The organism is Mesorhizobium loti CJ3sym, assembly GCF_000472785.1.
Lineage (GTDB): Bacteria > Pseudomonadota > Alphaproteobacteria > Rhizobiales > Rhizobiaceae > Mesorhizobium > Mesorhizobium loti_E.
In genome coordinates this window covers 122,956-136,040 of the sequence record NZ_AXAL01000013.1, presented here as the reverse complement: position 1 = coordinate 136,040, position 13,085 = coordinate 122,956, and the positions used below count along the sequence as shown (strand labels likewise).

9 protein-coding genes are annotated in these 13,085 nt (G+C 61.7%); 4 read left to right on the top strand and 5 right to left on the bottom strand.

The features are described 5' to 3' along the window. The first annotated feature begins 6 nt into the window (after positions 1-6). Together A3A9_RS0119390 and mgrA are read left to right on the top strand one after the other, a co-directional pair. Positions 7-1,149: a Gfo/Idh/MocA family protein gene (locus A3A9_RS0119390; protein ID WP_027060250.1), complete on the top strand. Its 1,143-nt coding sequence runs from the start codon at positions 7-9 to the stop codon at positions 1,147-1,149. 130 nt (positions 1,150-1,279) lie between these two features. Beyond that, positions 1,280-2,326, top strand: coding sequence for an L-glyceraldehyde 3-phosphate reductase (mgrA, locus tag A3A9_RS0119385; RefSeq protein ID WP_027060249.1), 1,047 nt, complete (start codon positions 1,280-1,282; stop codon positions 2,324-2,326). Positions 2,327-2,402: 76 nt separating this feature from the next. Here the strand turns inward: mgrA and A3A9_RS0119380 are convergent, their stop codons facing one another. Next, positions 2,403-3,500: a S1 family serine peptidase gene (locus A3A9_RS0119380; protein WP_027060248.1), complete on the bottom strand. Its 1,098-nt coding sequence runs from the start codon at positions 3,498-3,500 to the stop codon at positions 2,403-2,405. Positions 3,501-3,897: 397 nt separating this feature from the next. Here A3A9_RS0119380 and A3A9_RS0119375 point away from each other — a divergent pair, with 397 nt between their 5' ends. Both A3A9_RS0119375 and A3A9_RS0119370 read left to right on the top strand, forming a co-directional pair. After that, the gene (locus A3A9_RS0119375) at positions 3,898-4,986 is read left to right on the top strand and encodes a trypsin-like serine peptidase (protein WP_027031110.1); all 1,089 of its coding nucleotides are present in this window, start codon (positions 3,898-3,900) and stop codon (positions 4,984-4,986) included. Between the two features lie 296 nt (positions 4,987-5,282). Continuing rightward, the gene (locus tag A3A9_RS0119370) at positions 5,283-7,055 is read left to right on the top strand and encodes an MORN repeat-containing protein (RefSeq protein ID WP_245279080.1); all 1,773 of its coding nucleotides are present in this window, start codon (positions 5,283-5,285) and stop codon (positions 7,053-7,055) included. Positions 7,056-7,237: 182 nt separating this feature from the next. Here A3A9_RS0119370 and amrB read toward each other — a convergent pair whose 3' ends face one another. The 4 genes from amrB to A3A9_RS0119350 are packed head-to-tail and all read right to left on the bottom strand — an operon-like array spanning position 7,238 to position 13,051. Then, positions 7,238-8,932: an AmmeMemoRadiSam system protein B gene (gene amrB / locus A3A9_RS0119365; protein ID WP_245279079.1), complete on the bottom strand. Its 1,695-nt coding sequence runs from the start codon at positions 8,930-8,932 to the stop codon at positions 7,238-7,240. After that, a complete protein-coding gene (locus tag A3A9_RS0119360) occupies positions 8,929-11,961 on the bottom strand; it encodes a caspase family protein (protein WP_051371025.1) in 3,033 nt (1,010 codons plus the stop codon). Before A3A9_RS0119360 ends, amrB begins: the two co-directional genes overlap by 4 nt. A 2-nt stretch (positions 11,962-11,963) precedes the next feature. Beyond that, positions 11,964-12,677, bottom strand: coding sequence for a DUF4760 domain-containing protein (locus A3A9_RS0119355; protein ID WP_027060244.1), 714 nt, complete (start codon positions 12,675-12,677; stop codon positions 11,964-11,966). Then, positions 12,674-13,051 carry a hypothetical protein gene (locus A3A9_RS0119350; protein ID WP_027060243.1) on the bottom strand — a complete coding sequence of 126 codons (378 nt, stop codon included), beginning with the start codon at positions 13,049-13,051 and terminating at the stop codon, positions 12,674-12,676. The genes A3A9_RS0119355 and A3A9_RS0119350 overlap by 4 nt, the downstream gene beginning before the upstream one ends. Positions 13,052-13,085 lie beyond the last annotated feature (34 nt).

Sequence of the window (13,085 nt, the reverse complement as noted above, 5' to 3'; positions counted from 1 at the left end):
ATCATCATGGCAAAGAAACTGGGTATTGGCGTCATCGGCTGCGGCAACATCTCGAAGGCGTATTTTTCGCTGGCGCCGCTGTTTCGCGGCATCGAGATGCGCGCTTGCGCCGACATCAACATGGACGCGGCGAAAGCGCGGGCGAAGGAGTTCAAGCTGCGCGCCGAGACCGTTGAGGACCTGCTCAAGGCCGACGACATCGACATCATCGTCAACCTGACGATACCGGCGGTGCATTACGAGGTGTCGAAGCAGGTGCTCGACGCTGGCAAGCACGTCTATTCGGAAAAGCCGTTCGTGCTCTCGCTCAAGGAGGGCCAGGACCTCAAGGCACGAGCGGAAAAGAAGGGGCTGCGCATCGGCTCGGCACCTGACACCTTCCTCGGCGGCGCGCATCAGTTGGTGCGTGAGCTGATTGATGAGGGAAAGCTCGGCAAGATCACCAGCGGCACCTGCCACGTCATGGGTCACGGCATGGAGCACTGGCACCCCAATCCGGATTTCTTCTTCCAGCCGGGCGCCGGGCCGGTGCTCGACATCGGACCGTACTACATCACCAACCTGATCCAGCTGATCGGTCCGGTGAAGCAGGTGGCGGCCTTTACGACAACGCCGGCCAAGGAGCGGACGATTTCATCGAAGCCGCGCGCCGGTGAAAAGATTCCGGTCAACACGCCGACCACCATTCATGCCGTTCTGGAGTTCGAGAACGGCGCCGTGGTGACGCTGAACACCAGCTGGGATGTCTGGGCTCATGGCCATGCGCCGATGGAACTCTATGGCGAGGCGGGCACGGTGTTCGTGCCGGATCCGAATTTCTTCGGCGGCGAGGTGCGCATCACCGAAGAGGGCAAGCCGGTCAAGAAGGTGCCGAAGTGGAAGCACCCGCTTGGGGTGCCGAACGAGATGCACGGTCAGGGCATGATGGCCAACTACCGCACCTCAGGCCTTGCCGATATGGCGCTGGCGATTGTCGAGGGGCGGCCGCACCGCTGTTCGATGGAACTGGCGCTGCATGCCGTCGATGTGATGACCGGCATTTTGCGCTCGGGCGAAACCGGAAAGTTCGTCGCCATGCAGACCACTTGCGAGCGGCCGGCCGCACTCGGCGTCAAGGCTGCCAAGGAGCTGCTCGCCAAGAAAAAGTAGGTCTGGCGATTATCGATAATTTTCAAATCTCCCTCTCCCCGTTTCGCCGGGGAGGGGGTAAGGAGAGGCGAGCATCGATTCAATTGTTCCTTCCGGCGATCCCCGCGCCGCCTGATCCTGAGGATTTCCCATGCCCTATGTCGCCGCTGAAAACCGTTATGAAAAAATGATCTACAACCGCTGTGGGCGGTCCGGCCTCAAGCTGCCGGCAATCTCGCTTGGGCTGTGGCACAATTTCGGCAATGACACGCCGCACAAGACCAAGCAGGCGATCGTGCGCAAGGCCTTCGACCTTGGCATCACCCATTTCGACCTCGCCAACAATTACGGACCGCCTCCAGGTTCCGCCGAGACGGCTTTCGGCGAAATCCTGCGCACCGATTTCGCCGCCTATCGCGACGAGTTGATCATCTCGAGCAAGGCTGGCTACGAGATGTGGGCCGGGCCTTACGGCGAATGGGGCAGCCGCAAATATGTCCTGGCCAGCCTCGATCAGAGCCTGAAGCGGATGGGGCTCGACTATGTCGACATCTTCTATTCACACCGCTTCGACCCCGACACGCCGCTCGAAGAAACCATGGGCGCGCTCGACCATGCGGTGCGCTCGGGCAAGGCGCTCTATGCCGGCATCTCGTCCTACAATTCGCAGCGCACCCGCGAAGCCGCCGACATATTGAAGCAGCTCGGCACGCCGTGCATCATCCACCAGCCGAGCTATTCGATGCTCAACCGCTGGGTCGAGGAAGATGGCCTGCTCGACACGCTGGAAGGGTTGGGCGTCGGGTCGATCGTGTTTTCGCCGCTAGCGCAAGGCATGCTGACCGACAAATATCTCGGCGGCATTCCCGAGGGCAGCCGGGCCTCGCAGGGCAAGTCGCTACGCCCCGCCTTCATCAATGACAAGACCGTTGCCAACATTCAGGCGCTGAACGCGATCGCCGGCAAACGCGGCCAGACGCTGGCGCAGATGGCGCTGGCATGGGTGCTGCGCAAGGGGCGCGTGACTTCGGCGCTGATCGGCGCCAGCCGTCCTGAGCAAGTCGAGGACTGCGTCGGTGCGCTGAAGGTTCTCGATTTCAGCGATGCCGAACTGGCGGAAATCGATACTTACGCGCGTGAGTCCGACATCAATCTGTGGGCAGCTTCGGCCGAGCGCAAAGGCCCGCAGAGGAAGTAAACTTCGCGGACAAGCCGGCAAACAAAAACGGCGGGATTCTCTCCCGCCGTTTTCATGGCAAGCCAATCGTTCAGCCTCAGGGCGTCTTTGGCTTCTGGGCCGTGCCGAGCCCAACCTTGGGCTTTTCCGGCGCGGGCGCAGGGGTTTTCATCTTTGCCTCCACCCAACCGGTGTAGTTGGCGAGCCGCGTGTAGATGCCGTAGGCGTCCTTGTGGCCGCAGGCTGCAGTTCCGTCCGCCGGGCCTTCGCCCCAGCTGACGATGCCGACCTGGACCGGGCCGTTGGCGCCGGTCATGAACAGCGGGCCGCCGCTGTCGCCATTGCAGGCATCACGCACGCCGGTGGTGGTGCCGGCGCAGATCATGTTGTTGGTCAGCGGATCGTTCATGTCGGCGGCGATTGCGTTGGCTGCTGCGTCGATGCCCTTTTCGGAATAGCGCATGCGGTGGGACAGATCGCCCAGTGCTGCTTTCAAATCATGCGCATAGATGGCCTTGATGCCGGTGTTGCAGGCCTTGTTTGGCTCCAGGTCGAGGTCGGCAACCATCAGCGTGGTCGGGAACGTCCCGTCCTGCATCTTGCCCCAGCCGGTGACAGTGGTCTTGCCGGTGTCGGGGGTCGTCTCGTGGGTAAGCTTGATGGTCGGCGCATCGGCCGAGTCTTCGAGCCTGAGCAGGCCGAGGTCATTGTCGAGCGTCTGCTCGCTGTAGCCCTCGTTAACGATGACCTGCAACACCTTGTGACGCTTGCCTTCGCTGAGCTCCGTGGCGCCGGTCAGCACGGTGACAGCATCCGGCGAGATCGGCTTGCCCTTGTCGTTGAGGCAGTGCGCCGCCGTCAGCACCCAGTTCGGGGCGATCAGGCTGCCACCGCAGAATTGCGCATTCGCCTGCGAGGCCGGGTTCGGATCCAGCCTGCTGGTGGTGAGCAGAGCGACCTGGAACGGATAGGCGCCTTTCTCGGCCTGGTTGCCGCCATAGACGCGATCGGTGCCGTCGGGGTTCTCCGCCGCGGCCTTGGCCCTGGCGTCGGCAACCCGCTGCATCGGCGAGACCGCCGCTTCAGGCCTGACGGTGCTTTCATCCGCCCGGCCGGTGTTGATTGATGTGATGACAGCGGCGACGCCAAGCAGCGAAGCGGCAACCATGGGCCCGAACCGACTTGTGATCTGCACCTGAAACCTCCTGAGAATTCTCCCGCGCGGATCGACGCCAGGCATTGTGCAAGGAGGAGTGCCGGTCCGGCGACTTTGACGCGTGCCGTATCGAAACGACGCGCGACCGGTCACAAAACCGCATCCCACTTTTGCTAACCGTGCCCGCGAGCAGAACCCGCACAAAACCCTATAGCCCCCCACGGGCTACGTGGAAGCGATTTGTCATTGCCAATGTTGGATTATTTTAGGCAGTATACCCCGATTGGAATTTTTTGGCGGGGGCCTTGAAAATGACCGCCGAGAACAACGGTCGGGGGAATGCCGGTGAACAAAATCATTTTTCGGCGTCACCACGATCTCGACAATATTTCTGTATTTGGATCCAGTCCTTGCTGACTTTTGGGAGAGTCTCACCATGACAAAACTGACTAACACCATCATAGCGTCCGCATTGCTTTCCACTGCAATGTGGGTTGTTCCGGCTTTCGCCGCCGACCCCGGCTCCGCCAATGGCGGCAATGGCGAAAGCATGCGGGACGTATCTTCAGGCGACTTCAAGGCGGGTCGGGCAAAGCCAATCACGACACCGAAGCTGACTGACGAAGACAGCCGCGCCGCGCCGCTCACCGACGAGAAGACGGCTGTCAAATCCTATGGCATCGTCGGACGGTCCGCCGATGGCAAGGTGATCAAGATCGAGCCGAGCGAAGCTCTGCGCGAGATCATCATCAAGGAACTGAACGCGCCGGCCAATGGGACTGAAGGCGGCCCGCGCAAGACCGAGGATCCAGGGCTCGGCGAAGGCGAAGCCGGCCGCCAGGTTTTCGGCACCGACGATCGCGAGCAGGTCAAGAACACCAAGACCTATCCGTTCTCGGCAATCGGCTATCTCGAAGCCAAGTCGAAGACCGGTTACGGCAGTTGCTCGGCAACGCTGATCGGCCCGCGCACCGTGCTCACCGCTGCGCACTGCCTCTACAGCCATGAGGACAAGGACTGGTTGTCGGACTATCTGTTCGTGCCGGGCCTCAACGGCAGCACCAAGGACGACGCGCCGTTCGGCGCTTTCGACTATGAAAGCGCCTATGTGCTGCAGGGCTTCATCGACAACTACCAGGGTTATTATGGTTCTGTGATCCCGTGGGATCTCGGCATCATCACGCTGAAGCAGGATGTCGGCACCAACCTCGGCTGGCTGGGCTATGCCAACTATGACGATCTTGGCGACTTCACCGCCAACCTCGTCGGCTATCCCGGCGACAAGCCGATGGGCACGATGTGGAAGGCAAGCTGCGAAGTGAAGGCCGAAAACATCGCACCGGAATATTTCCAGTATGACTGCGATACGTTCCCGGGATCGAGCGGCAGCGCTGTCTATGCCTATGACAACAACTCCAAGCAGCGCATCATTACCGGTGTCAACGTGGCGGAAAGTCCCGAAGCGAACACCGCCGTGCGCCTGAACGCCGCCAACATCCAGTGGATCAACAGCCTGTATAAATAAGCAGGCTGGGCTCGCAATGAATGCAAAGGCGGCGGGTCAATCCCGCCGCCTTTTTCATGCCGACGCTTCCTGCGCGGCTCCCCTTGCACGAGGCCGACTCGCCGCTCTATCTCCTTGTTTTGACGCAATTCTCAAGGGAAAGCGCTACGCACTCTTCCCGGGAAAACCGCTCACACTTTTCCTGGAATTGCTCTAGGCTCGACTTGCCAAGGGGTTGGGGCATCCAAAGGGGTTATGGGATGGCGCGGGCAAGGGCAATTTTTGGGATCGCGGCGGCATCGATGCTGGGAGCGTTGATGCTTTCGCCGGTTTTCGCCGATCCGTCCACGCCGCCCGCCGGCGCCTGGGCTGAGCGCGTGCAGATCCTCTACCAGGCGGACACACGCTCCGTGCTGCGCCGGACCGTGCGGGTCTGGGACTTTCATCCGGAGAAGAACCTGGATTTCGTCTGGGAACCGGCGGCGGGCCAGTCGCCTGATGGGACGATCACTGGGGACGGTACCATCAACGGCAAGGGCAGGCTGGTGTGGCGGGTACGCGGCTCGGCGAGCTATGACCCGAAGACTGTCTACTCCAGCTACTTCGGCGGCCTCAGAAACGGCCGGGCCGATGGGCAAGGCCGGCTCGAACTGCGCTCGGGCGAGGTGTTCGACGGCGATTGGCTGTCCGGAGAACTCAACGGCAAGGGCATTCATATCGATGCCGGCGGCAACCGCTATGAAGGCCAGTTCGTCGCCGGCATCCCGAATGGCGAAGGCAGGTTGCTGTCGAAGACAGGCGAAATATTCGTCGGCTTATTTGTTGATGGGCTGAAGAATGGCAAGGGCCAGACGCGGCTCGCCGGCGGCACGGTCTATGAATCGCAATGGGTGATGGGCAGGGAGGTCGGTGGCTCGCGCCCGGACGTGCTGGCCGATGCCAGGGTCAGCGGCCTGCTCAAGGCGCAGGCCGGCGGCGGCGATGCCGACAAGGTCGAGATCGGCGTCGTCGTCGATCAGCGCATGACCCAGCAGGCCGACATGCAATACCAGCATCTGGTGCGCGACGAGGACATCGCGATTTACCCGACCGAAGCCCTCTACAACGATGCCTGGAACGGCACCGGGCAGGTCAACACCACGAATGTCTATGGCGGGCCGGACTGGGAGGATACGCCGGCCTTTGCCGAAGTCGACCTGAAGACGACGGACGAGTCCAAGGTCAAGCTCGACAGCCTGGAAATGAAGGTCGCGGCCAGCGACGCCTACCGCAAGCCGATGCTGTCGATCTCGGAGCATTTCGGCTGCATCGGCTTCCGGCCGGATTTCACGATCATCAACAATGGCTGGGGCGACGCCAAGGACATGAAGATGTCGATCCAGTTCACCACGGTGGACGAGGACGGCAAGCCAACGGGCCAGCCAAGCCGCATGTTCACCAAGGACGTCGGCGGTTTCGGCGAGGGCGTCGACGTCTCGATCAAGAACGTGCTCGACGAGGCCGGCGTCGATACGGCGAGCCTGGAGACGGGACGTTTTCCCTGTCCCTCGGTCGACAGTCTCAATGTCTGCCGCAGCCAGCTCACCAACAAGATCAAGTTCGGCGAGGTCGGCGACTATCTCGGCAATTTCAACCAGGCGATGACGCTGAACGCCATCGGCAAGTTCGACTATTCCTGGGCCGACGACGAAGGCCATGTCTTTCAACAGAGCGAGCAGTTTCGCGCCCAGATGACCATGGCTGTCTTCGAGACACCCGAATCGATGGCCGAATGCGGCGATGGCGGTGGTGGTAGCCCGGAAGCGATGCGCTACCAAAACATCGAATTCCCGATCGGCAAGCACGACTACACGATTCCCATGCCGGTGCGCGGCAACAAGAATATCAGCGCCTATACGGCACGGCTGAAGATGTGGTCGGCTATGTCGTCGGTCCACAGTTTCAGCATTGCCGCGCACTTCGCCGATGGCAGCGTGCGGGAGAGCAAGCCGGTGACCCTTTTCTATTTCAAGCCGAAGCGGTCGCTGTTCGAGACCAAGACCGAACCGGCGGCGTGTTATTTGCCGCGCCAGATGGCTGGCTGCGGCTAGGGTGTATTGATATTCAGGTGATGCCGGCCTGCGAATGGCAGTCTCCTGCGCTTCCCAGTTCTACTGCGTCGCAGTAGAACTGTGCTCACGTACCCAAACGTACGCTCCGCTCCGGTTCTCGTAGACCACCATTCTCGGCACGGCCTGACCTGAATCTCAACACACCCTGATCCAGGAGGCGCCTATTTTCTACCCATCTCGAAATAGTTGGGCAGCGGGATGAGCCTGGTGAAGATCGTGCCCTGGGCGAAGACGCGCAGTTCCAGCATCGATCCGGATGAGCGCTCAGCGCTCTGGTCGAACAGGAAATTGCCGAGCGAATAGACTTCCGCCACATCGCCGCCGGCAAGCGGGACGATCGCCTCGCTCGACACATGCGGATGGCCACCGACAATGGCCGAGACGCCACGCAGCCGCATCTCATCGGCAAGCATCTCTTCGCGCGCCGAGGGTTCGGTCTTGTACTCGCGGCCCCAGTGGACGAAGGCGACGACCGGCCGCTGCGCGTTCTCATGCAGCAGCCGGTCGAGCAAGGCAGGGGTCAACAGGTCGGTGTTCTTCGATCCGTTGGTGTCGATATCGGTCAGGCCGACAAGGTCGAGATCGGCAAGCGCCAGCGTTTCGCCCTGGCCGAAATGCGGGATGCCGGCCGCATCCAGCGCGCGCAGCGTCTCGGCATAGCCTGACGGACCGAGGTCGTAAGCGTGATTGTTGGCGAGGCTGACGCCGGCGACATGCAGCCGCTTGAGCATGCCGGCAGCGAGGTCTCCCGGCATCGCCAGCGTCATGTCGTCGATCGCTTCCGGCACGTTGGGCAGGATGATGCCTTCGAGATTGACGATCAGCGGCCGCGATCCGGTCAGCGACAGGATGCTGTCGACGATCTTGTCGGCAACACCGTCGCGGACCAGGACCTTCTTCATGGCGCGGCCGAAATTCACGTCACCGGCGAGATAATAGATCCTGTCCTTTGGCCGCGCCGGATTGTTGAAGCCGGGGCCGAAGGCGCCGAACAGCGCAACCACATAGCTGGTGGTGCGCTCGACATAATCCGATGTGTGTTCCTGCGAGTTCTCGTTGGCGACGACCAGCGGCTGTGCGCCGAACAATTCGCGCTGCAGTCTGGTCTGGATGTAGAGCGCGCCGACGGAATCGGCATGATCGGGCTGGCGCAGCGCTGCAATACCGTCGAGCGAGCCAGCGGCCAGCAGGTTCAGGGACTGCTGGTCGAAGCGCCTGGAATCATGCTGCGGCAGATAGTGCGAAAAGTCAGTGGATTCGACAATCAGCGTATCCTGATCGGCGATCGGTTTCAGCGCGTCGGCCAGCCTGTCCCAGTCGCCGCGCTTCGCCTTCACCGACATCGCTATCGGCACGATCTTCGCCTCGGGGAAATAGTGGTGCAGGAACGGCAGCATGGCACGCACGCCGTGCTCCTTGTCGAACAGGCAGGAGTCCTCGACCATGTCGCCATTCTTCTCCAGAAGGCGCACGGCATCGGTGTCGGCTGCTACCGGCCCAAGCACGGTGTCGAAGCCCCGTACCGTGGTGGCGTAGAGCTTGTGCGTCTTGTGAAAATGGTCCGGCGACAGGATGACGATGCGCTTGTAGCGGAAGCCGGACGCGGCGTGGAAGCCGAGTGCCACGAGGTCGGCGGCCAGGAGATGATGCGGCACCGTGATGCCGGTCAGCCGCTGGTTGGATGGCGGAACGTTGGCGACGTTTGCGATGGCGTCCTTGAACAAGGTGGCGTCGTCGTAGAAAGGCGGGAAGTTCTCGGTGCCGGACGGGCAGACGATGGGAGCGGCGAAGGTGGGGAGGGGTAGCGCGAGCATCGTGACTGCGAAGATCAGCAGGATGCCGGTCTGCCCCCTCACGGCTCAGCCAACACGATGTTCTCCACGCCGCCGACATAGTAGAACGGCTTCTGCTTCGACGACGTCAGCCGCACCACCTCACGCGAAATGAAATCGGCAAGGCCGAACAGCGTCACGCCGCCATCAGAAGTTCTCGCCTTGCCGCGCAGGCCTTCGAGGACCGAATAGGTGAAGACGCCGTGGCCGAGCTCCGGCAGTTCGGCAGCGGTGTTGTTGGCCGCGGTGGCGGAGAAGACGACGATGCGGGCGTCCTGCGCGTCCTTTTCCAGGCGCGGGTTGAAGGCGTTGGCGGCATGGCAGGTGTCGAGCAGCATGAAGCGCATGCCCTTGGCCCGCTCGACCGATTTCTGGATATCGCCCCAGTCGACAAGCGAGGAGCGCTTCCAGCGATCGGCATCCTGTTTGCGGCCATCGGTCGGGATGAAATAGTAATCCTCGTCGATGTTGATGCCGTGGCCGGCGACGAAAATGATTGTGGTGTCGTGCTCACCTGGCTTGTCGAGGAAATCGGCAAGCTGATCGTCGATCGTGTGCGAATCCGGCTCCATGATGTTGTCGGCGCTGGCGACCGTGTAGGTCTGCTGGGCCTTGTCCGGGCTTTCGTCGAGCGCCTCACGATTGACAAGAACCAGCGTCTCCATCGACGAGAACAAGGGCGCCGATTTCTGCGCGATCACCTTGAGGAATTCGGTGGCGTCGTCGACGGGATAGCGCAAATCGCAGGCGTGGCCTGAACAGGCGTCGGTCAGGAACGGATATTTGTCGACGCCGATGACCGCGACATAGAGCTTGCCCTTGGCTTCGGCCTTCTCGGTCTTCCTCGCCAGCGCCGTCACGCTGCGCTCGGTCAGGTAGCCATATTCATTGGTGCCGGTGACGCGGATGGTGTTTTGGCCGTCTTCGACCGGCACCTCGACGATGGTCTTGTCGCCGTCCACTGAGCGCGTGGCAATGTCGCCGACATTGCGGCTGTTCGACAGGATCGAGAAGCCGGAAACATCGGTTCCGGCCTCCCTGGCGCCTGTTATCTCGACGGCGACGTAGCCGTCGCGGACCTTGGTCTGGTCTTCAGCGAGGCGAATGCCGAATTCCGGCGGCTTGCGCTGCAACAGTTTCTGCAACTCGTTGTCGACGCCCGGTCGCATCTCCTTGACCGCCTGTTTTGCGCTGCGCAGGATGATGGCGCGGCGCACCATTTCCGGGCTCCAGAGATACTTCTTCAACTGGCCGGCACGGATGAAACGGCCTTCATGGTCGCGGCCCTGGTTAACCTGCCAGCCGATCAGCTTGTCGCCCTCGTCGGAGGAATAGTAGTAGCCCTGCGGCATCCAGGCGATCCATTGCGAGCCGGCAAAGAACATCGACACGATCAGCTCGTGCGTCTTCAGGTTCCATAGCCGCACCGTCTGGTCGGCGCTGCCGGTGACCAGAAGGCCTGATTTCTCCGAGGCAACCATGGCGTTGATTTCGCCGGTATGGCCGGTGAATTCGCCGGAAACCCTGGCGGTGGCCGCCTTGTATTCCAGCAGCGTGCCGTCATTGCCACCAGTGATCAGGCCAAGCCCGTTGTCGATCAGCGTGAAGGCGGAATGGACGAAGCCGTTGGTGGCATCGTTCTCGATCGAGCGCACCACCTTGCCGCCATTGGCGATCTCCAGCACCGCGTTTTCCAAGGCATCCTTGCCGCCTTGGGTGGCGTGCAGCGACCACTGGCCGTCGGTCAGCGCGGCGCGGGCAAACGAGCTTGGCTCCGTTATCGGCTGCGGATCCACGAAGAACCGCTCCGTGGTCGGCAGTTCCAGCCTCTTGTCCAACGCGCCAAGCTGCTCGGGGCAAGCCACGCGCTCGGGGCAGGGGTTGGCATTGCCCCAGGCGATGATGCCATTCGCTGCGTCGATGCCGACTGATGTCACCGGCTCGCCGGCTCCTTGTAGCAAAGCTTTACGTTCACCCGTCGCCGGGTCCCAGACCTGGATGGCGTTGCGGGTGCCACCGGCGGTCGCCACCAGGGAGCCGTTGGCACTGGCGGCGCTGGCATAGACCGTGCCGTCATGGCCGGCATAGTCGAGCAGCTTCTCGCCCGTATCGGTGTTCCAGACGACGGAGCGGTGCTTGTCGGCGCAGCGATAGCCGCAGGAGGCGACCAGCCTCGATCCCTTGGCGAAGATCAGCGAGCCGATGAGGAAATCCTGCTTCGGCATGGCCCGCGCCAGCGTGCCGTCTGCCGCACGCCAGAGCTGGACCTGGCCGTCCTTGCTGCCGGTGGCAAACAAGGTACCATCCTGAGACACGGCCAGCGCCATGACGCTGATGTCGCGCAATGGCTCGGCTTCGGCAGGCAAGGCGATCTCCTCGCCCTTGACCACGTCCCAGAGCCGGATGCCGTTGTCTGTGGTGGTCGCCGCCAGCCTGGTTCCCGCGGCCGCGAAGGCCAGCTTGTCGATGTGCCAGGAATCGGCGTCGAGCTTCTTGTCCAGTGTCCAGCCGGGCGCGGCCTTGTCGTCCTGTTTCCAGAGATAGATGACACCGTCGGCACCGCCGGCGGCCAGCGTCTTTCCATCGGGTGAAAAAGCGAGGTCATAGGTCGCGTAATCGGCGGCCTTGAGCACGGCCTTCATCTTGCCGGTGGCGAAGTCGAACAGTCTGATATCGCCATAAGGCGGCTTGTCACCGAGGCTGGCGCCGAAATAGCCGCCGGCGGCGATCGTCTTGCCGTCCGGCGAGATAGCGACGGTGAAGATCTTGCCGTCATTGCCGTTGCCGAGATAGCCGCGAATGGTGCGCAGCGTCACCCCGCTCTGCCAGTCCCAGATGCGGATGGTCTTGTCATCGGATGCCGAAACGAGATCCTCGCCGTCGGGTGTGAAGGCGAGATCGGCAATCCGGGCGGTGTGGCCCCCTGTATCGAGGTCGAGATGGAAATCCGGCGCGTCCTCGGCGCGGGCGACCGAGGCCGTGATCAGGGCTCCGGCCACTGCGAGCCAGCGGCAGGCATGTGTGAGGCGGGAACCGATCGCGACCCCTCCCATCGTTATTTGGTTTCGGCCGCCGGCGACCCACTGCGCACATAGGCCTCGATTGCTGTCGCAAAAGTGGGCGAACCCGCCTTGCGCTGCTTGTCGACATAGCCGGCAAAATAACTCCAGAACGAGGTGGCATAGTCGCGGAAATAGGCGTCGGTCACTTTGCGCGAGCACAGATCGCCGTCGACGCAGAAGGACAGGCGATTGAGGAAGTAGACTATGCGGTCGAAATTCTCGTTGAAGTCGGCGAGCGGCATGTCACCGCCCGTGGCTGTCATTGCCTCGATGCCGATGCGCGTCCGGAACACCTGTTCCTCGGTCGGCGAAGGGTTGGCGCTGAGCAGGTTGTCATATTTGGCGTTAAGCGCCGTGAGCCGATCCTTCAGCGCACGCTGCGCCTGCTGGTAATCCTTGTTTTCCCAGAGTTCGACCAGCGACATCGTCTGTTCGACACGCTTCTGCTCCTGATTGGCCAGGAACTGATAGACCGAAAACATCAAGGTAAAGATGATGGCGAAACGCACTGCCATGCCCGACCAGGCATAGACGAGCATACGCCAGTCTCGGTCGGTGAAGGGGTTGCTCTCCTTCTTGATCTCATGGCTGCTTGGCCACGGGAACCCTTCGGTGGTTTCAGGCAGTGTCTGTTTTTTTGCTGCCGGTGCCTTTGGCGGCGCGGCAACCGCAGTCTGCTGGCTGGTGGTGGCCGCCGGTTTTTTCATTTGCAGCTGTCCAGTTGAATCGTGGCGGAGGGATCAAGCACGATGCCTGGAGCTTCCAACTGTTTTTTGAGACACTGCAGCTGCGGATGGGAAACAATAAACTGCACGTCCGGTTCTACAGCTGTCTTGTTTGGCGAAGGCAATGCCTCGACGATACCGCGCGAGGCGCAGGTCGAAAGATCGACCACCACCGCGTCGCTGCTGGCTTTGGCGATCTGATCGTACTGGTCGAGGAAGCACGTTGCCAGTTCCGAATTGATGATGACTTGCTTGGCGCAAAGGCCGCAATCCTGTGCCGAGGCGTTGGCAATCAGCAATAGGCTGCCGGCAAGTCCGGTCACCGCTGCGTGCCAGGAAAACAAGGACTTCTTCACAATCGATCCTATCCGTTCATCGGTGACACGCACA

Excerpts from the sequence above, each read along its gene's own strand:
- A3A9_RS0119390 (WP_027060250.1), top strand. The coding sequence starts at position 7 with ATGGCAAAGAAACTGGGTATTGGCGTCATCGGCTGCGGCAACATCTCG.
- mgrA (WP_027060249.1), top strand. The coding sequence starts at position 1,280 with ATGCCCTATGTCGCCGCTGAAAACCGTTATGAAAAAATGATCTACAAC.
- A3A9_RS0119375 (WP_027031110.1), top strand. The coding sequence starts at position 3,898 with ATGACAAAACTGACTAACACCATCATAGCGTCCGCATTGCTTTCCACT.
- A3A9_RS0119370 (WP_245279080.1), top strand. The coding sequence starts at position 5,283 with ATGCTTTCGCCGGTTTTCGCCGATCCGTCCACGCCGCCCGCCGGCGCC.
- A3A9_RS0119360 (WP_051371025.1), bottom strand. The coding sequence starts at position 11,961 with ATGGGAGGGGTCGCGATCGGTTCCCGCCTCACACATGCCTGCCGCTGG.
- A3A9_RS0119355 (WP_027060244.1), bottom strand. The coding sequence starts at position 12,677 with ATGAAAAAACCGGCGGCCACCACCAGCCAGCAGACTGCGGTTGCCGCG.